Below are 19,326 nucleotides of genomic sequence, written 5' to 3' on the forward strand. Positions count from 1 at the left end.
CACAGTGATCGAGGAGCCTGGAATGCAGATCCGCTACGGCTATCGCATCGAGATCGTCTGTGACCGGCCGACCGCGCTGGTGACCATGCTCGACGTCCATCCCTCGCGGCGCCACGACCGGCTCGAGCCGGACGAGATGCATGCCACCAGCCTGCTGGACAGCGGCGTTCCGCTGCCGGTCGACCGGCATTTCGACACGTTCGGCAACATCTGCCGCCGCATGGTGGCGCCGGCAGGCGGCGTTCGGCTCGAAGCGAACGGCCTGATCTATGATGGCGGCAGGCCTGACGTGGTCGCACCGTCAGCGCGCCAGCAGTCACCGGCCGAGCTTCCCGCCGATCTCATGGTCTTCCTGCTCGGCAGCCGCTACTGCGAGACCGACAAGCTGATGGACACGGCCTGGAACCTGTTCGGCCACCTTGAGCCGGGCTGGAGCAGGGCGCAGGCGGTCGTCGATTTCGTCCATAACCACCTGACGTTCGGCTACGCCTTCGCACGCAGCACCCGCACCGCCGCCGAGGCCTTCGAGGAGCGCATCGGCGTCTGTCGCGATTTCGCGCATCTCGCGGTTGCCTTCTGCCGCTGCCTCAACATCCCCGCCCGCTACTGCAATGGCTATCTCGGCGACATCGGCGTGCCACTGAATCCGGCACCCATGGATTTCAACGCCTGGTTCGAGGTCTGGCTGGATGGGCGCTGGTACACGCTCGACGCGCGGCACAACCAGCCCCGTATCGGCCGGATCGTCATCGCCCGTGGCCGGGACGCCACCGACGTCCCGATGCTGAACTCCTTCGGTTCCCACATGCTGCAGCGCTTCGAAGTGGTCACCGAGGAGGTCTTCGAGGAGATTTCGCTGCGCGCCTCGTCGCCGCGGCCGTGCCTTGTGCCCGAGCAAAGCGGTGCCCATATCGCCGCCTAGCCATGCCGGATCTGTCGGAACCATCGGTCGAGCCTGAGGCGAGGGCGCAGCTCCGCTGCTTCCGGGTGATCGCCAATGCGCGTGCCGGTACCGTGCTCGAGGCCGGCGCCGATAATTTCTCGCACCGTCTCGAGCAGGCTTTCGCCGCGGCCGGCTGCCGGGCCGAGATCGAATTGCTGCCGCCGCGCCAGCTTCAGGAGCGCCTGCGCGCAGCGATCGAGGACGAGAGCATCATTCCTGTGATCGCCGGCGGCGATGGCACCGTCAACGGTACCTTGCCCGTGCTACTCGGTTGCAAGCGGGCGGTCGGGATCCTGCCGCTCGGCACCGTCAACGTGCTCGGCCGCGATCTCGGCCTCCTCGGCACTATCGAGGAGCGGGTCGCGGCGCTGTGCAGGGGCGAGCCGGTGGCCATGGACCTCGGCAGCATCAATGGGCGACCGTTCCATTCGATTTCCGGTATGGGCTTTTTCAGCCTGATGGCCCGCGAGCGCGAGCATGCCCGCCGGCGCTTTCCCTTCAGCCGCACCATCGCCTTCGCCTTCGCGGCGACGCGCTCGATCCTGTTCACCCGGCCGATCCGCGTCGCCATGGAGATCGGCGGCGAGCAGCGCCAGGTCGAGGCCGACGCCGTGCTGGTCACCGTCAACCAGTTCGATGGCGCGGAGTGGCGTCGCAACCGGCTCGATGGCGGCCAGCTTGAAGTGCACATCCTCGATACCGGCGGCCTGCTCTCGCGCGCCAAGGCCGCGCTTTCCATGCTGACCGGCAGCTGGCGCACCTCACACAACCTCGTCTCGCTGACAGCCGAGACGGTGACGTTGACCCGTCGCGACAAGAGGCGCGGCCATGTCACCTTCGACGGCGAAGTCGAGCGCCGCGCCGGCTCGCTCGAATACCGGTTGCTGCCGGCCGCGCTGCAGGTCATCGCTGCGCGGCCGGCCGAAATCTGAACATGCTTTCGTCATAGGCAGCCGCCACTCCCGCCTGGATAGCTCTCGATGTTCCTCCTGCAGCCGCGTTTCCTCCTGCCGACCGCCGCGGCTTTCGGCTTCCTCGGCCTCGCGATCTTCGTCATCGCCGGCCGGGATTTCGCCTTCGACACCAGATTGGTGATGCTGTTTCGCGACGCAGCCGACCCGTCGACCCCGCTCGGCCCGGCCTGGTTCCGAGAGATGATGCGCGATGTCACCGCGCTCGGCAGCTTCGTCGCACTCGGCACGATGACGGTGGTGGCGGCCCTCACTTTACGGCTCTGCGGCCATTGGCGCCTGGCGCTCGGGCTCATCGTCACGGTGCTGTCGGGGGTGGCGGCCAGCACGCTTCTGAAGATCGCGATCGGGCGCGAACGCCCCGACATCGTCGAGCATGCGGCCCTGACCTTCACCGCGAGCTTCCCGAGCGGGCATGCCTTCCTCTCGGCGGTCGTGTTGCTCGGCATTGCCGGCTTCGTCGGCATCGCTTCGCGCCGGGCCGATATCTCGCGGATCTGTCTCTGGGTCGCCTGGCTCCTGATCATCGCGATCGGCGTCAGTCGCATCTATCTCGGTGTGCACTGGCCGAGCGACGTGCTCGGCGGCTGGTGCCTCGGCATCACCTGGTCGAGCGTCGCGGTCGCCTGGCTCGGCCGGCTCGCGGCCGACGCCGAGGCGCGCGAGGCTGGCGCAGCCGCCGGGCTCGGCCTGTCTGTGGGAACCGCGCGCGAATAAACGCGTTTCAGTCATGGCGCCGCGCGAGAGCGGCGCTTTTTCATGACTGGAGTTCTATTTCATGACCATCTCGCGCAACCTGCTCTTCCTCCTCGTCGGCCTGCTCATCGCTGGTCTCGCCGCGACTAGCTACGCGCTCTATCAGGAGAAGAAGCAGCCGGAAGGCGTCGAGATCTCGGTCGGCAAGAACGGGCTCTCGATCAAGGAGAAGTAAGGCTGCTCAGGCCGCGAGCGGCGTGGCCTGCACCACGCGGTTGCGCCCGTCCCGCTTGGCGGCATAGAGCGCCTCGTCGGCCTGCTTCAACAGGCTCTGCAGCGAGGCGTTGGTAGCGGGACAGCAGATCAGGCCGATGCTCATCGTGATGCGGATCGGCCTGCCATTATCGAGCGTAAGCTCGATGTTGGCGCAGGCCTCGCGCAGGCGCTCTGCCACGGCCAGGGCGTCGGCCGGTTCGATCTCCGGCAGGACGATCGCGAACTCCTCGCCGCCCATCCGCCCGAACAGGTCCTGTGGTCTGAGCAGCGCGCCGATCTGCCCGGTCAGCGCGACCAGCGCGGCATCGCCGGCGGCATGACCGTGCTCGTCATTGATGCGCTTGAACTGATCGGCATCGAGCATCAGGAGGGCGAGGTTGGCGCCCCGGTGGGCGCTTTCCGCCAGCACGGCTTCGCTGCGCTGCATGAAAGCCCTGCGCGACAGGGTCCCGGTCAGGGAATCCTCGTTGGCGGCGCGGTTCAGCTCGTTCACCAACTCGCTGCGCGCACTGTTGATGCTGGAAACCATGATCGGCCCGAGCGCCAGCAGGGCGAGGCTGAGACGATGCGCGATGACCGCGGGCAGGAACTCCGCCGCGCTCGGCGGCAGGTTGGTCACCAGAGCCGTGCCTTGCCAGAGGCCGGTGGCGAAGGTCAGCACCGCCGTCGGGAACACGCCATAGCTCAGCGCGCACCAGAGCAGGGCGGGCATCGGGGCCGAGATGGCGCCCGATCCGCCGATCATGCTCCCCGCCGCGATCGAAATGAGCAGCGCAGCTACCGGCAGGAGGGGGCGGACCGAGCGGCCGAGCGCATTGGCATGCTGGCGCAGGGCCCGTAGCGGCGGCGCCGTCAGCACCATCGGCAGCACCACGAGATTGCTGGCGAGCTCGCTGGTCAGGTAGAGCTCGACGGCGTGCCGCAGGCTCCCGCCGAAGAAGATGATGATGCTGCCGCTGCCGACGATCGTCGCCGCACCTGCGGCGGCTGCGCTGATCAGCAGCAGGAAGAGCAGTGATTGCGGCCGTTCGAGCCTGCGATCTGTCGGGTCGATCCGCTGAAACAGCAGGAAACCAGCGACGACGCCGGCGAGATTGGCCGCGGTCAGCCAGAACGTCAGCAGGAGCCCGCCGCCCATGGCGAAATCGGCGGCGAGATATCCCGCGGCAATGGCGAGCCAGCCCGACGGCGTGGCAAGCTGCGGGGCGCGGACGAGGATACCCAGCAGCAGCGCGTTTGCGACCCAGAACGAGGCGAGGAAGCCGACGGGGCGGGTGAGATGGCCGAACAGCGCGGCTCCGAACGCCATGGCCGCGAGCAAGGCGGCGTGGCGCAGGACCAGGACGGCCGGAGATGCGGTCTGGCCGGAAACGGCGGCGCTGGCTTCACGCGGAGGGGATGGGTCCCGGCCTACGGTCATATCGCTTCGAACCGTGCCCGCAAAAGGTTAAGGCCAACTGTCGCGTTTCGACGAAAGCTCCTCTCTACCATGGCCGATCTCGTCGTGGCCCAAGCATGCGCTGACGGCGCGACCGCCGGGCATTTCGGTACGTGCTGCGGCATGGCCTTGGCTGGCCAAAGGCGTTAAGACCGGGACCTCTTCTGATCAGGCGCGAGGTTTCTCGATGAATGCTCCTTTCAAGAATTTGATCGCCGGCGAGTGGACCGGCTCGCAGAACGCCTCGCGCAACATCAACCCCTCCAACACCAATGAGGTCGTCGGCGAGTACGCCCAGGCGACCGTCGAGGACGCCAACAACGCCGTCGCCGCTGCCAAGGCCGCGTTCCCGGCCTGGAGCCGGACCACGCCGCAGGAGCGCTACGAGATCCTGAAGAAGGCTTCCGACGAGATCCTCGCCCGCAAGGAGGAGCTCGGCCGCCTCTTGTCGCGTGAGGAGGGCAAGACGCTCGCCGAGGGCATCGGCGAGGCCGGCCGCGCCGGCCAGATCTTCGCCTTCTTCGCCGGCGAGTGCCTGCGTCTGAACGGCGAGAGCATCCCGTCCGTGCGTCCCGGCGTCGGCGTCGAGGTCACCCGCGAGCCGGTCGGCATCGTCGGCATGATCACGCCCTGGAACTTCCCGATCGCGATCCCGGCCTGGAAGATCGCGCCGGCCCTGGCCTATGGCAACTGCGTCGTGATCAAGCCGGCCGATCTCGTGCCGGGCTCGGCCTGGGCACTGGTCGACATCATCCAGCGCGCCGGCCTGCCCAAGGGCGTGCTCAACCTGGTGATGGGCCGCGGCTCGGTCGTCGGCCAGGCACTGCTCGAGCACAAGGACGTGCACGCCATCTCCTTCACCGGCTCGGTCTCGACCGGCCGCAAGGTCGCGGCTGCCTGCATCGCCTCCAACCCGATGAAGAAGGTCCAGCTCGAGATGGGCGGCAAGAACCCGCTCGTGGTGCTCGACGACGCAGACCTCAAGGTCGCGGTCGAGGCGGCCGTGCAGGGCGCCTTCTTCTCCACCGGCCAGCGCTGCACGGCGTCCTCGCGCCTGATCGTCCAGGCTGGCATCCATGACCGCTTCGTCGAGGCCTGCATCGAGCGCCTCAAGGGCCTGTCGATCGACGACGCGCTGAAGGCCGGCACCCATATCGGCCCGGTCGTCGACCAGAGCCAGCTCGACCAGGACCTGAAATACATCCAGATCGCCCGCGACGAGGGCGGCAAGCTGGCCTGGGGCGGCGAATTGCTCAATCGCGAGACACCCGGCTTCTATCTCCAGCCGGCGCTGTTCACCGAGACCAGCAACGCCATGCGGATTTCGCGCGAGGAGGTCTTCGGGCCGGTCGCCAACGTCATCCGCGTCAAGGACTATGACGAGGCGCTCGCCCTCGCCAACGACACCGATTTCGGTCTCTCCGCCGGCATCTGCACGACCTCGCTGAAGCATGCGACGCATTTCAAGCGCAACAGCGAGGCCGGCATGGTGATGGTCAACCTCGCCACGGCGGGCGTCGACTACCATGTGCCGTTCGGCGGCCGGAAGGGCTCCAGCTACGGCCCGCGCGAGCAGGGCGCCTACGCCCGCGAGTTCTACACCACGGTGAAGACCGCCTACACGCTCGCCTGATCCAGGGCGTCATCCGGAACATTGGGGTCGCGCCGCGAGGCGCGGCCTTTTTTCGTGGCGGATCGAGTATCCCTTGAGGCCTGTTCTTGCGCTTCTGGAAAAAGAACGGGTCGTCCGGGATGACGGACGATGGATCTCGAAACCTGACTTTCCGGGTGCGCGACTAGTCGAACAGCGCCTGCTCCAGCTCGGTGACGCTCGGCAGCAGGAGATCGCTGAGCGGGCGCAGGGTCTCCGCGCTGCCGGCGCCGGTCAGCACGGCGATGCGCAGGCCCGCCCCGGCCGCCGCCGCCATATGCATGTCATGAGCGGAATCGCCGATCACCGCGATCGTATCCGCCGTCAGTCCGGTCGCGCGGCAGAAGCCTTCGACCATGCCGGGCTCGGGCTTGGCGCCATGGCCGGAATCGTAGCCGCAGAGGAAGTCGAGCCGCCCTGCGATGCCGAAGCGCTCGGCGGTGGCGGAGACGGCCGCCTCGCTGTCGCTCGAGGCGATGCCGAGCGCGAGACCGCGACCGGAAAGTCCGGCGAAGAGGGCGGTGAGGTCGCAGACCGGCACGACACCGGCGACGCCGGCCTGGAACAGGGCGTCGAGCCGTAGCGTCAGCTCTGCGACGGCGAACTTGCTGCCCGCACTATGCCAGGCTTGTGCGACCTCCTGCGTATTGCCCGCCGCGAGCAGGCCGTCCGAGGTCGAGAATCCGGTGGCCGGGTCGACCCCGGCAAGCCGCAGCAGATGGTCTTCGAGCGCCGCATCGCCCTGAGCCGCAAGCCGGCCGGCGCGCAGATTGATCGGTGCCCAGCTCGCCTGGTAGTCGAGCAGCGTGCCATCCTTGTCGAACAGGATGCCGCGTATCGCTCGACGCGCGCTCATGAGACGGGGATCACGTCGACCTTGACGTCGAGCTTCTGGCTGCCCGGCCCGACCAGCACGCCGTCGAGTGGGGAGACGTCGGCATAGTCGCGGCCGGTGGCGGTGATGATGTGGTCGTCGCCGACGATCAGGTCGTTGGTCGGGTCAAGCCCGATCCAGCCGGTCTCCGGCCCGCACCAGATCATCACCCAGGCATGGGTCGCGTCGGCGCCTTCGAGGCGGGGCTGGCCCGCCGGTGGGATGGTGCGCAGATAGCCGCTGACATAGGCCGCCGGCAGGCCGAGCCCCCTGAGCCCGGCGATCATGATGTGCGCGAAATCCTGGCAGACACCGTGGCGCTGCGCGAAGGCCTCGCGGATCGGGGTCGAGACCTCGGTCGCTTCGGGGTCGTAGGTAAAATCCCGGCGGACCCGGCCCATAAGCTCGCGGGCCGCCTCGAACACCGGGCGCCGAGCCTGGAAGCTCTCCTGCGCATAGGCGGTGATCTCGTCGACGGTCGGCACCAGCCGGCTGGGATAGATATACTGAGCCGGTGAATCCGGGGCGAGACTCTGTGCGCCCTGGGCCAGGGCCGTCACCTCCTCCCAATTGCGCGTCAGCGCCGGGAATGGTGCGGCGGCGCGGTTCACCTCGACCCGCGATCTGGTCTCGATCCGCAATTCGCGGTGCGGCTTCGCGATGGTCAGCGTGGTCGTGTGGTTGCCGAAGAAGCAGATCCCGTCATGCCGCTCGACGGAGCGTGGCGTCACGCTGAGCTCGCTTGCGACGACGTGCTGGCCGTCGCCCTCGCGCGGCAGTACGCGCAGGATGCAGCGCGCGAACGGTACCGGCCGCGCATAGGCGTAGCTGGTGAGATGTCGTATTTCGTAGATCACTCGGCTGCCGTCATGCGAGCTGCGTCATCCGCGACCCTTCGGGATGCGCGTTCTGCAGGAAGTAGCGGTCGGCGACGGCGTTCGACAGCCCCATCAGCAACTGCTCGAACAGAAGGATGCTGGCGCGGTCGAGCCGGCTCGCCTCGGCCGTGCGGCATTCGGCGGCAAGCCTCAGCGCCAGCCGGCGCGGCTCTTCCAGCATGCCGTCGTCGCTGAGTGTCGGCAACGCCGCGATCTCCTGGTCGAGCCGCTCCACCTGGAAGGCGACCGAGCGCGGATTGTAGGGGTCGAGCATGACGAGATCGAGGACCGGCTGCAGCGCCGCGCCGAGCTGATAGCGCGAGCGATAGGTGATCTGCGAATCCGTCAGGTCGAGCAGGGCGTCGAGGCAGTTTCCAGGCGTGCCGCTCTCGGCGAAATGCCGGGCATAGCGGCAGGTGGTGACGCCGCGCTCGAGCCGACGGCCGATATCGAGGAAACGCCAGCCGGCGCCGCGCACCATGTTCTCCTGGGACAGGCCGGAAAAGGCGGCGAGCGATTTCAGGGCGCTGTCGGCGACCTCGAAGGCCTCGCCCTCGCTCACCGGCTTGCGCGGCGCCGTGAGCTGGCGCTGCAGGTCGCCGAACAGGCGCCAGGCATCGACCGAGAGCCGCTCGCGGATCACCGAGGCGGTCCGGCGCGCTTCGCGTACGGACGCCGCAGCGGAGCCGTACTCGTCCAGCCCGAAAAGGGCGCTGGTCGCCTGGCTGGCGATGGCCTTTCCGCGGCCGGACGGAGCAGCGCCCCAGGCCACCAGCAGGTTGGCGAGGCGTTTGATCGTCTCGGCATGACCCGGTGCCTGGTCGTCGGCGTTGATCAGCCGGCCGAGCACGGCGCGTACCAATCTTAGCGTCGCCTCGGTTCGCTCCAGATAGCGCCCCAGCCAGAACAGGTTGTCGGCCGCGCGGCTCGGCAGGATGCCGACGATGCGGCGGATCGCGATCTTGTCGGGGCTCGGCAGCAGCGTTACCGGCTCGACCGGCCTGTCCGAGGTCACCCAGACATCGCTGGAGCGCACGCCCGAGCGCATCGTCACGGCGCGCGCATCGGCCTCGTCGGAGATGCGGCAGAAACCGCCCGGCATCACCTGCCAGCCCTCCGGCGTCGCCGCCGCGAAGACCCGCAGCGTCATCGGGCGCGGTTCCAGCCGGCCGTCGTGCAGGACGGGCATGGTCGAGAGCCGCACCACCTCCTGTCCGACATGGTCGAGCCCGCGCTGTTCGATCGCGGCACGCAGCCGTTCGCGCGCGGCGCCGTCGAGGTCGGCGACCAGGAGCGGCTGATCGTCGAGGCTTCCGCCATTGGCGCGGAAGGCGGGCGCGATGCTCATCTCGTCGAGCCGGTCGAGCACGATCCGGCGCTCGTGCGGCTGGCCGCACCACCAGGTCGCGATGTTCGGCAGGATCAGCTCCTCGCCGAGGATGTTGCGCGCCAGAGCCGGCATGAAGCTCATCAGGGCGCGGGATTCGACCACGCCCGAGCCTAGCCCGTTGGCGACGACGACATTGTCCTGGCGGATCGCTTCGACGAGGCCGGGCACGCCGAGCGCCGAGGCGGCGTTGAGTTCGAGCGGGTCGGCAAAGTCGCCGTCGATGCGGCGCCAGATCACGTCGGCGCGCTTGAAGCCGGCGATGGTGCGCACATGCACCAGCCCGTCGCGCATCACGAGATCGCCGCCCTCGACCAGGAGGAAGCCGAGATAGCGCGCGAGATAGGCCTGTTCGAAATAGCTCTCGTTGAGTTGGCCCGGGGTCAGCAGGCAGATGCGTGGCTCGACGCGCTTGGCGCGGGCGACGAGTCCGGTCCGGAAGCTTTGGAAAAAGGCCGCCAGCCGCTCGACATTCATCGTCCGGAACAGATCGGGGAACGCACGGCCGAGCGCCAGTCGGTTCTCCAGCGCGTAGCCGGCTCCCGACGGCGCCTGCGTCTTGTCGCCGAGTATCCACCAGCGCCCATCCGGCCCGCGCCCGAGATCGGCGGCGTAGGTCTGGAGCTGGCCGGCGCCGTTCGTTCCCTGCAGGGGCCGCAGATAATCGGGGCTGCCGGTGATCGCCGCTGCCGGCAGCGCGCCTTCGCGGACCAGCCGGCCCGGCCCGTAGATGTCACCAAGCAAGGCGTTGAGCAGTTGCGCGCGCTGGGCGACGCCCGCCGCGATCACCTGCCATTCGGCGCCGGTGATCACCAGCGGGGCATGGTTCAGCGGCCAGGCCCGCTCGCCGGCGAGCGGGTCGTTGGCATCGACGTCGCCGTGGACACGGTAGGATACGCCGGTGTCGCGGACATGCCGGTCGGCGAGGCCGAAGCGGCGCTGCAGTTCGTCGGCGGAGAGACCGGACCACTCGGACAGGAACGGCTCCCATTGCGGGCGCACGGTTCCGTCGGGAGCCATCAACTCGTCATAGGCGCCGGGCAGCGGACGATAGCCCGCCAGCAGCGCATTGCGCCGCTCACCCCGTGTCCGCGCCGAGTTCAATCTGCCGTGCTGCGCCATGGCGCGAACTAAACCCCGATCGGGCGACGCAAATCGAGGGTCATGGGGAACTCCGGATTGCGCTCTTCGGCGGGAATCGCCAGGGGACCGGGACTATGGCCGATCGCCTCGAAACGGGCGAGTCTTCTCGCCTCGGCCTCGTAGGAATTCACCGGCGGCGTTTCGTAGTTCCGCCCGCCTGGGTGGGCGACATGGTAGACGCAGCCTCCGAGCGAACGGCCGGCCCAGCTGTCGACGATATCGAAGGTCAGCGGCGCATGCACGGGAATCGTCGGGTGCAGGCCGGAGGCCGGCTGCCACGCCTTGAAGCGCAAGCCGGCGAGGCTCACCCCGGAGGCGATCTCGTTCATCGGCAGCGCCCGTCCGTTGCAGGTGATGACGTGTCGGCCGGGCACGAGGCCGCTCGCCTTGACCTGCAGACGCTCGACTGAAGAGTCGACATAGCGCACCGTGCCGCCGATCGCGCCTTCCTCGCCCATGACGTGCCAGGGCTCCAGCGCCTGCCGCAGTTCGAGTTCGACGCCGCCTTGGGCGACCTTGCCGAAGAACGGGAAGCGGAACTCCTGCTGCGCGGCAAACCAGCTGGGATCGAAGGCATAGCCGGCGCCGGCGAGGTCATCGAGCACCTCGCGGAAATCCTGCGCCACCATCTCGGGCAGCATGAACCGGTCGTGCAGGGCCGTGCCCCAGCGCACCAGCCTGCCGCGCTGCGGCGCGCGCCAGAACCAGGCGACCAGCGCCCGGATCAGCAATTGCTGGGCGAGCGACATGCGCGCGTCCGGCGGCATCTCGAAGGAGCGGAACTCGATCAACCCGAGCCGCCCGGTCGGCCCGTCCGGCGAATAGAGCTTGTCGATGCAGATCTCGGTGCGGTGGGTGTTGCCGGAGACGTCGACGAGCAGGTTGCGGTAGAGCCGGTCGACCAGCCAGAGCGGGATCGCCGGCTCGCCCGGTCCGGGCGTCTGCGCCAGCGCGATATCGAGTTCGTAAAGCTGGTCGTGCCGTGCCTCGTCGATGCGTGGGGCCTGGCTCGTCGGGCCGATGAACAGTCCGGAGAACAGGTAGGACAGCGACGGATGCCGCTGCCAGTAGAGCACGATGCTCTTGAGCAGGTCCGGCCGGCGCAGGAAAGGGCTGTCCGCCGGCGTGACGCCGCCGAGCACGACATGGTTGCCACCGCCGGTGCCGGTATGGCGACCGTCGACCATGAACTTCTCGGCGCAGAGCCGCGATTGCCTGGCCTCCTCGTAGACGCCGCGGGTGATCGCGACCGCCTCCGCCCAGTTCCTCGCCGGATGGACGTTGACCTCGATCACGCCTGGATCTGGCGTCACCTTGATCACATTGAGGCGTGGATCATGCGGCGGCGCATAGCCCTCGATATGCACCGGCTGTCCGCCCGCCTCGGCCGCCGCCTCGATGCTGGCGATCAGGTCGAGATAATCCTCCAGCCGCTCGACCGGCGGCAGGAAGACGCAGAGCACCCCGTCGCGCACCTCGATGCTGAGCGCGGTCCGCACCGCGTCGGCCGTGAGGTCCTGCTCGACCACGTCCTGCCGTGCGGCCGGGTCTGCGCTCGTGACGGGGCGGGACGGCTGGATCGGGCTCGCGGGAGGCGCAGCTGCGACGGCACTGATTCCCGCCGGCGGAGGCGGGGCCGCGGCGGAGGAGCCCGGTAGAGGGCCGCGCGGCTCCAGCGGGTCCTGCGGGTGGATGTGCGGATAGGCGCTCTTCGGCAGATGCGGCAGCGAGCCGAGCGGCAGGCGATAGCCGACCGGGGAGTCGCCCGGTACGAGGAAGAGCCTGCCGCGCCGGAGCTTCCATTTCTCGGAGCGCCAGCGGCGGTCGTTGGCTTCTGCCTGCCAGCGCTGCACCGGGATGACATAGCCGCTCGGCTTGTCGAGCCCGCGCTCGAACACCCGCACCATGCGGGCGCGCTCCTCGGGGTCGGAGAGCTTGGGATCGAGCGGGTCGACATTGGCCGGCAGCTGCCCCTCCCTGGCCAGCCAGTGCCCGGTATCCTCATAGGCCGGCAGGACATGATCGGGGCCGATACCGAGCCGTTCGGCGAGGCCGGCCGCGAGCGTCTCGACGGCTGCCGGTGTCGGTACGACCTCATGCTCGCGGTCGCTGCCGGTGAGGGCGCCGGGCTCGCGCGCGATCAGAGCCGCATTGCGCCAGATCGGCTCGCCATCCTGGCGCCAGTACAGGGCGAAGGCCCAGCGCGGCAGGCTTTCGCCAGGATACCATTTGCCCTGGCCGTAATGCAGCATGCCGCCTGGCGCGAAGCGCTCGCGTAGCCGTCGGATCAGCACATCGGCACGCTGGCGCTTGGTCGGCCCGACGGCGGCAGTGTTCCATTCCTCGCCCGACTGGTCGTCGATCGAGACGAAGGTCGGCTCGCCGCCCATGGTGAGGCGGACATCCTGGGCTGCAAGGTCGGCCTCGACCTGCTCGCCGAGCGCATCGAGCCGCATCCAGGATTCGTCGGAGAAGGGCAGGGTGATGCGCGGCGCCTCATGGACGCGCGTCACCTCCATCTCGAAGTCGAACTGCGTCTCGGCATAGCTCGCCATGCCGCTGACCGGCGCCGCCGAGCGGTAATGCGGAGTCGCCGCCAGCGGCAGATGGCCCTCGCCGGTGAGCAGGCCCGAGGTTGGGTCGAGCCCGATCCAGCCGGCGCCGGGGATGTAGACCTCCGCCCAGGCGTGCAGGTCGGTGAAGTCCTTGTCGGTGCCGCGCGGCCCTTCCAGCGGGTCGATGTCCGCCTTCATCTGGATCAGGTAGCCGGAGACGAAGCGCGCCGCGAGGCCAAGATGCCTGAGGATCTGGACCAAGAGCCAGGAGCTGTCGCGGCAGGACCCGGCCTTCAGTGCCAGAGTCTGCTCGGGCTCCTGCACGCCGGGCTCCATCCTGATGCCATAGGCGATCAATGTCTGGAGACGTGCGTTGAGGTCGACGATGAAGTTGACGGTGTTGGTGGGCTCGCGCGGGATCGTCGCGAGAAGCTCGCTCAGCAGCGGTCCCGCCGGCTGGGTGACGAGATAGGGGGCGAGCTCGTCATGCAGCTCTTCGGGGTAGGCGAAGGGGAAATTCTCCGCTTCGCTCGCGACGAAGAAATCGAAGGGGTTGATGATCGAGAGCTCGGTGACGAGGTCGACCTCGATGCGGAATTCGCTGACGGGCTCAGGGAAGACGTAGCGCGCGAGCCAGTTGCCGTTCGGATCCTGCTGCCAGTTCACGAAATGCTGCGCCGGCGTGACCTTGAGCGAATAGCTCTGCACCGCCGAGCGGCAATGCGGGGCCGGACGAAGCCGGATGATCTGCGGCCCGAGCGTGACCGGCCGGTCGTAGCGGTAATGCGTGACGTGATGCAGAGCAGCGATGATGGCCAAGGGCGGGCGCCTGCGTTCAGGGTTCGCCGGGCCGGGCGGCCTGACCTGTCCACGATAATCGGGGAGTGGACCGGAGCAAGCCCGTCCTTGCGCAAGAATGCGCCGGAAACCCGCTCCGTTTGCGCAAGAAGCGAGCAGTCCGGGCAGGGCTTTTGGGACGCGTTGCGAGGCGCTGGACATCCGCCCCGCTCTGGCGCCACATTGCGCCGCAACGGGCGCCGCAGCGCCCGCAAAACTGCACAATGGGGATTTCCATGCGTCATGTCGCGAAATTGATGGCGGCTTCGGCCTTCGCCGTCCTGATGGCCTCGACGGCCCAGGCCCAGACGCCGAAGGACACCATCGTCATGGCCAAGCAGATCGACGACATTATCACGCTCGATCCGGCCGAGGCCTTCGAATTCTCCGGCGTCGAGGTGGTCACCAACCTCTATGACAAGCTGATCGGCGTCGACCTCAAGAACAACAACGCGCTTATCGGCGAGCTCGCCCAGAGCTGGACCGTCAGCCCGGACAACCTGACCTACACCTTCAAGCTGCGGCCCGGCGTCAAGTTCCATTCGGGCAATCCGCTGACCGCCGCCGATGTGGTCTATTCCTTCCAGCGTGCCGTGACGCTCAACAAGTCGCCGGGCTTCATCCTCACCCAGTTCGGCCTGACCAAGGACACGGTGCTCGACAAGGTGAAGGCCGCCGACGACCAGACCGTCGTCATCACCGTCTCCAAGCCCTTCGCGCCGAGCTTCTTCCTGAACTGCCTGACCTCCGGCGTCGCCTCGATCGTCGACTCCAAGCTGGTCAAGGCCAATGAGAAGGATGGCGACTGGGGCAATGGTTGGCTGAAGCTGGCCTCGGCCGGTTCCGGCGCCTACAAGGTCCGCGCCTATCGCCCGAACGAGCAATATGCGCTCGACGCCAATGAGGGTTGGTACAAGGGCGCGCCGAAGACCAAGCGCGTCATCGTCCGCCATGTCGCCGAGCCGGCCTCGCAGCGCCTGCTGCTGGAGAAGGGCGACATCGACATCGCCCGCAACCTCTCCAAGGACCAGCTCGCCGCGGTCAAGGGCAACGCCAATGTCGAGATCGTCCAGGGCGACAAGGGCTACATCCTCTATCTCGGCCTGAACCAGAAGAACCCGAACCTCGCCAAGCCCGAGGTACGCGAAGCCTTGAAATGGCTGGTCGACTACGACGCGATCGAGAAGAACATCGTCGAGGGCACCTATAAGGGCCACGAGGCCTTCCTGCCCAAGGGCTTCCTCGGCGCGATCGACGACAAGCCCTACAAGCTCGACGTCGCCAAGGCCAAGGAGCTGCTCGCCAAGGCCGGCCTGCCGAACGGCTTCACCGTCACGATCGACACCCGCTCGGTCAACCCGATCACCGACATCACCCAGGCGATCCAGTCGACCTGGTCTCAGGCCGGCATCAAGCTCGAGATCATCCCGGGCGACGGCAAGCAGACGCTGACCAAGTACCGGGCCCGCACCCACGACATCTATATCGGCCAGTGGGGCCCGGATTATCTCGACCCGCACACCAATGCCGAGACCTTCGCCATCAACGAGAACAATGGCGAGGACGCCAAGTCGAAGACGCTGGCATGGCGCAATGCCTGGGACATCCCGGACATGACCAAGGTCACCCAGGCCAACGTGCTCGAGACCGACGCGGCCAAGCGCGCCGCCGTCTATGGCGATCTGCAGCGCGAGCACCAGAAGGTCTCGCCCTTCGTCATCATGTTCCAGCAGGTCGAAGTCTCGGCGCAGCGCAAGAATGTCGACAACTGGGTGATCGGACCGAGCTCCGACACCAATTTCTACGCGCCGATCGCCAAGAACTGAGGCGTCTGTCGCCGCCGCAACCCGCCGTAGCCCGATAGGAGGCTGCGGCGGGTTTTCTGCTTTGACGCGAGGCGGCGCCAGCGAAAGCCCAAGAACAACAAGAAGAGCCAAGAACAACAAGAAACGGAGCCGCCCCATGGCCTCGACTACCGCATCGACACCGCCTGCCGCATCCCGATCCGGAAACCGTGCCCTGCGCTGGGGCAGGCTCCTCGGCCGCGAGCTGACCACGGTCGCGATCACCATCTTCGGCCTGCTGCTGGTGACCTTCCTGATCGCCCGCGTCATGCCGATCGACCCGGTCCTGGCCGTGGTCGGCGACCGGGCGCCCGCCGATGTCTACGACAAGGCGCGGCTCGAGCTCGGCCTCGACAAGCCGCTCTGGGAACAGTTCGCCATCTATGTCGGCAAGGTCTTCACGGGCGACCTCGGCACCTCGGTCCTGACCGCGCAGAAGGTCACGGACGATATCAAGACCGTCTTCCCGGCGACGCTGGAGCTGGCGACGCTCGGCACGCTGATTGGCGTCGCGCTCGGAGTTCCGCTCGGCATCCTCGCCGCGGTCAACCAGGGCCGCTGGATCGACCAGGTCGCCCGCGTGATCGGCCTGATCGGCTACTCGATCCCGGTCTTCTGGCTCGGCCTGATGGGCCTGCTGCTGTTCTACGCCAAGCTCGGCTGGGTCGCAGGCCCGGGCCGGCTCTCGATCGCCTATCTGGATTTCGTCACGCCGATAACCGGTATCGTCATGCTCGATGCCGCGATGCAGGGCGAATGGGAGGCGGTCGTCGACGCCTTCTGGCATCTCATCTTGCCGGCTTCCGTGCTCGGCCTGCTCTCCGTCGCCTATATCAGCCGCATGACCCGCAGCTTCATGATCACCGAGCTGCAGCAGCAATATGTCGTCGCCGCGCGGGTGAAGGGGCTCTCGGAATGGCGGGTGGTCTGCGGCCATGCACTGCGCAACGCTTTCGTGCCGCTCGTCACCGTGATCGCGCTGTCCTACATGCACCTGCTCGAAGGCTCGGTGCTGACCGAGACGATCTTCGCCTGGCCGGGGCTCGGCCGTTATCTCACCAATGCACTGCTCAACGCCGATATGAACGCGGTGCTCGGTGCCACGCTGGTGGTCGGGGCCGTCTTCATCGCGGTCAACCTGTTCTCCGACATTCTCGGCCGGCTGGCCGATCCGCGGGCGCGCTGAGGAGGATGGCCATGACCGATCACGCCTCCGCCCCCGTCACCTGGCAGGCCTGGCTGACCACGACCTCGCCGGAATCGCGCCGGCAGGCCCGGCTCGGCCAGCTCTACCGGCAATGGCTCGCCTTCAGGAAGAACCCGGCCGCCATGGTCGGCCTCTTGATCGTGCTCGCCCTGCTGCTGCTCGCAGCCTTCGCGCCGCTGGTTGCGCCGCACGATCCGCTCGCCCAGGCGCTCGATCAGCGTCTGCTGGCGCCGTCCGCCAAGCACTTGTTCGGCACCGACGCACTCGGCCGCGACATCTTCAGCCGCGTCGTCTACGGCACCCGCGTCACGCTGGTGATCGTCATGCTCGTCGTCATCACGGTTGGGCCGCTCGGCCTCTTGATCGGCTGCGCCGCCGGCTATTTCGGCGGCTGGGTCGACACCGTGCTGATGCGCATCACCGACGTCTTCCTCGCCTTCCCGCGCCTCGTCTTGGCGCTCGCCTTCGTCGCCGCGCTGGGCCCTGGCCTGGAGAATGCGGTCATCGCGATCGCCTTCACCGCCTGGCCTCCTTACGCCCGCGTCGCTCGGGCGGAGACGATGATCATCCGCAATGCCGACTACATCTCGGCGATGCGCCTGCAAGGCGCAAGCCAGATGCGGATCGTGCTGAAGCATGTCGTGCCGATGTGCGTTCCCTCGCTGATCGTGCGCACCACCTACGACATGGCCGGCGTCATCATCATCGCCGCCGGCCTCGGCTTCCTCGGCCTCGGCGCCCAGCCGCCGATCCCGGAATGGGGCGCGATGATCTCGACCGGCCGCGAGCAGATCTTCGACCAGTGGTGGGTCGCGACCTTCCCGGGCATCGCCATCTGCGTCGTGGCCCTCGGCTTCAACCTGCTCGGCGACGGCCTGCGCGACGTTCTGGATGCGAGGTGAGCGCCAAGATGACCGCAACCTCTGATGCACCTCTGCTGACGCTCGACGAACTGCGCGTCGACTTCCACACCCCGACCGGCATCGTCAACGCGGTGCGCGGGCTTTCCTTCACGCTTGGCCGCGAAAGGCTCGGCATAGTCGGCGAATCCGGTTCCGGCAAGTCGATGACCGGTCGCGCCATCCTCGACCTGATCCCGCATCCCGGGGTGGTCACGGCAAAACGGATGGAATTTCGCGGCAAGGATCTGGCGGCGATGGACAAGGGCAGCCGCCGCAAATTGCGCGGCCGCCATATCTCGATGGTGATGCAGGATCCGAAGTTCTCGCTGAACCCGGTCCAGACCGTCGGCGACCAGATCGCCGAAGCCTATCGCGTCCACCACAAGGCGAGCGCGCGGCAGGCGAAGGAGCGCAGTCTTGCCATGTTGGAGGCCGTGCAGATCCGCGAGCCCCAGCGCGTCTACGATCTCTACCCGCACGAGGTCTCGGGCGGTATGGGGCAGCGCGTCATGATCGCGATGATGCTGATCGCCGAGCCGGAGATCCTGATCGCGGACGAGCCGACCTCGGCGCTCGACGTCACCGTCCAGCTCCAGATCCTCAAGATCCTCGACGATCTCGTCACCAGCCGCGGCATGGGGCTGATCTTCATCAGCCATGATCTCCATCTGGTGAAGTCGTTCTGCGACCGCGTCATCGTCATGTATGGCGGCAAGGCGATGGAGACCCTACCGGCGCAGGAACTCGACCGGGCCCAGCACCCCTATACCCGTGGGCTGCTCGGCTGCCTGCCCGATCTCGACCATCCCCGCGAGAAGCTCGCGACCTTGACCCGCGACCCGGCATGGCTGGCATGAGCACACAACACGCCATCACCGCCGAGAAGCTCAACGTTTCCTTCGGCGATTCCCATGTCGTGAAGGACCTCTCCTTCGCCGTCTCGCCCGGCGAGAGCTATGGCATCGTCGGCGAGTCCGGCTCCGGCAAGTCGACCGTGCTGCGCGTGCTCGCTGGCCTCAATCGCGACTGGAGCGGCGAGGTCGACATTCTCGGCAAGCGACAGCCCAAGATCCGCGACAAGGCGTTCTACCGGGCCGTTCAGATGGTCTTCCAGGACCCTTACGGTTCGCTGCACCCGAAGAAGACCGTCGACGACACGCTGGCCGAGCCGCTCGCCATCCATGGCATCCGCGATGCCGAGGCGAAGATCACCCGCGCCATGGCGGATGTCGGCCTGCCGTCCTCCTTCCGCTTCCGCTTCCCGCATCAGCTCTCCGGCGGCCAGCGCCAGCGCGTCGCCATCGCCCGCGCTTTGGTGCTGGAGCCGACGATCCTCCTGCTCGACGAGCCGACCTCGGCGCTCGACGTCTCGATCCAGGCCGAGGTGCTGAACCTGCTGCAGGCGCTGCGCCAGGAGCGCAAGCTCACCTACATCCTGGTCAGCCACGATCTCGCCGTCGTCGGCCATATGTGCGAGCGGCTACTGGTCATGCAGTTCGGCCGCGGTGTCGAGGAGATGAGCGCCGAAACGCTCGCCGCCCGCACGCCGCAGACGGACTATGCCCGGCAATTGCTGATCGCGAGCGAGGGCTTTCGCCGCGCGGGGTAGGGGCGTCCTCACCTTCTCCCACTTGCGGGAGAACGTGGAACGAAGGGCCGGATGAGGGGTCGCTCTGACCTTTCCGTCATGCTCGCACTTGTGGCGAGCATCCACGTCTAGAACA

At 67.6% G+C, this 19,326-nt stretch carries 15 protein-coding genes; 10 read left to right on the plus strand and 5 right to left on the minus strand.

From position 1 onward, the window contains the following. The first annotated feature begins 22 nt into the window (after positions 1 to 22). The 4 genes from DK26_RS02280 (at position 23) to DK26_RS29265 (ending at position 2,845) form a co-directional block, all read left to right on the plus strand. The gene (locus tag DK26_RS02280; protein ID WP_066467899.1) at positions 23 to 922 is read left to right on the plus strand and encodes a transglutaminase family protein; all 900 of its coding nucleotides are present in this window, start codon (positions 23 to 25) and stop codon (positions 920 to 922) included. A 2-nt stretch (positions 923 to 924) separates the two neighbouring features. Then, a complete protein-coding gene (locus DK26_RS02285) occupies positions 925 to 1,875 on the plus strand; it encodes a diacylglycerol kinase family protein (RefSeq protein WP_066467902.1) in 951 nt (316 codons plus the stop codon). A gap of 48 nt (positions 1,876 to 1,923) precedes the next feature. Beyond that, positions 1,924 to 2,631: a phosphatase PAP2 family protein gene (locus DK26_RS02290; protein ID WP_066467904.1), complete on the plus strand. Its 708-nt coding sequence runs from the start codon at positions 1,924 to 1,926 to the stop codon at positions 2,629 to 2,631. Positions 2,632 to 2,692: 61 nt separating this feature from the next. Beyond that, positions 2,693 to 2,845 (plus strand): hypothetical protein, encoded by a 153-nt coding sequence (locus tag DK26_RS29265; RefSeq protein ID WP_184231601.1) that lies wholly within the window; start codon positions 2,693 to 2,695, stop codon positions 2,843 to 2,845. A gap of 6 nt (positions 2,846 to 2,851) precedes the next feature. Here DK26_RS29265 and DK26_RS02295 read toward each other — a convergent pair whose 3' ends face one another. After that, the gene (locus tag DK26_RS02295) at positions 2,852 to 4,195 is read right to left on the minus strand and encodes a GGDEF domain-containing protein (protein WP_184231600.1); all 1,344 of its coding nucleotides are present in this window, start codon (positions 4,193 to 4,195) and stop codon (positions 2,852 to 2,854) included. 316 nt (positions 4,196 to 4,511) lie between these two features. On the opposite strand from DK26_RS02295, the gene DK26_RS02300 reads away from it, so the two are divergent. Beyond that, the gene (locus tag DK26_RS02300) at positions 4,512 to 5,957 is read left to right on the plus strand and encodes an aldehyde dehydrogenase family protein (RefSeq protein ID WP_066467909.1); all 1,446 of its coding nucleotides are present in this window, start codon (positions 4,512 to 4,514) and stop codon (positions 5,955 to 5,957) included. A 163-nt stretch (positions 5,958 to 6,120) separates the two neighbouring features. On the opposite strand, the gene DK26_RS02305 is transcribed toward DK26_RS02300, so the two are convergent. The 4 genes from DK26_RS02305 to DK26_RS02320 are packed head-to-tail and all read right to left on the minus strand — an operon-like array spanning position 6,121 to position 13,631. Further along, positions 6,121 to 6,831 (minus strand): HAD-IA family hydrolase, encoded by a 711-nt coding sequence (locus tag DK26_RS02305; RefSeq protein WP_066467911.1) that lies wholly within the window; start codon positions 6,829 to 6,831, stop codon positions 6,121 to 6,123. After that, positions 6,828 to 7,706 (minus strand): transglutaminase family protein, encoded by an 879-nt coding sequence (locus tag DK26_RS02310; protein WP_066467912.1) that lies wholly within the window; start codon positions 7,704 to 7,706, stop codon positions 6,828 to 6,830. The genes DK26_RS02305 and DK26_RS02310 overlap by 4 nt, the downstream gene beginning before the upstream one ends. A 10-nt stretch (positions 7,707 to 7,716) precedes the next feature. Continuing rightward, positions 7,717 to 10,236, minus strand: coding sequence for a circularly permuted type 2 ATP-grasp protein (locus DK26_RS02315; RefSeq protein ID WP_066467914.1), 2,520 nt, complete (start codon positions 10,234 to 10,236; stop codon positions 7,717 to 7,719). Positions 10,237 to 10,244: 8 nt separating this feature from the next. After that, on the minus strand, positions 10,245 to 13,631 hold the full coding sequence (locus DK26_RS02320) for a transglutaminase family protein (RefSeq protein WP_066467916.1): 3,387 nt from the start codon (positions 13,629 to 13,631) through the stop codon (positions 10,245 to 10,247). 242 nt (positions 13,632 to 13,873) lie between these two features. On the opposite strand from DK26_RS02320, the gene DK26_RS02325 reads away from it, so the two are divergent. The 5 genes from DK26_RS02325 to DK26_RS02345 all read left to right on the plus strand — a co-directional run bounded on the left by DK26_RS02325 (position 13,874) and on the right by DK26_RS02345 (position 19,211). Further along, on the plus strand, positions 13,874 to 15,475 hold the full coding sequence (locus DK26_RS02325) for an ABC transporter substrate-binding protein (protein ID WP_066467918.1): 1,602 nt from the start codon (positions 13,874 to 13,876) through the stop codon (positions 15,473 to 15,475). A gap of 136 nt (positions 15,476 to 15,611) precedes the next feature. Further along, positions 15,612 to 16,679 (plus strand): ABC transporter permease, encoded by a 1,068-nt coding sequence (locus tag DK26_RS02330; RefSeq protein WP_066467920.1) that lies wholly within the window; start codon positions 15,612 to 15,614, stop codon positions 16,677 to 16,679. Between the two features lie 11 nt (positions 16,680 to 16,690). After that, complete coding sequence (nikC, locus tag DK26_RS02335) at positions 16,691 to 17,602, plus strand: nickel transporter permease (RefSeq protein ID WP_066467922.1); 912 nt, start codon at positions 16,691 to 16,693, stop codon at positions 17,600 to 17,602. A gap of 8 nt (positions 17,603 to 17,610) precedes the next feature. Further along, positions 17,611 to 18,459, plus strand: coding sequence for an ABC transporter ATP-binding protein (locus tag DK26_RS02340; RefSeq protein ID WP_066468722.1), 849 nt, complete (start codon positions 17,611 to 17,613; stop codon positions 18,457 to 18,459). Then, positions 18,456 to 19,211, plus strand: coding sequence for an ABC transporter ATP-binding protein (locus tag DK26_RS02345; protein WP_066468727.1), 756 nt, complete (start codon positions 18,456 to 18,458; stop codon positions 19,209 to 19,211). The genes DK26_RS02340 and DK26_RS02345 overlap by 4 nt, the downstream gene beginning before the upstream one ends. Positions 19,212 to 19,326: the final 115 nt, after the last annotated feature.

It is taken from the genome of Allobosea sp. WAO (assembly GCF_001509835.1).
Lineage (GTDB): Bacteria > Pseudomonadota > Alphaproteobacteria > Rhizobiales > Beijerinckiaceae > Allobosea.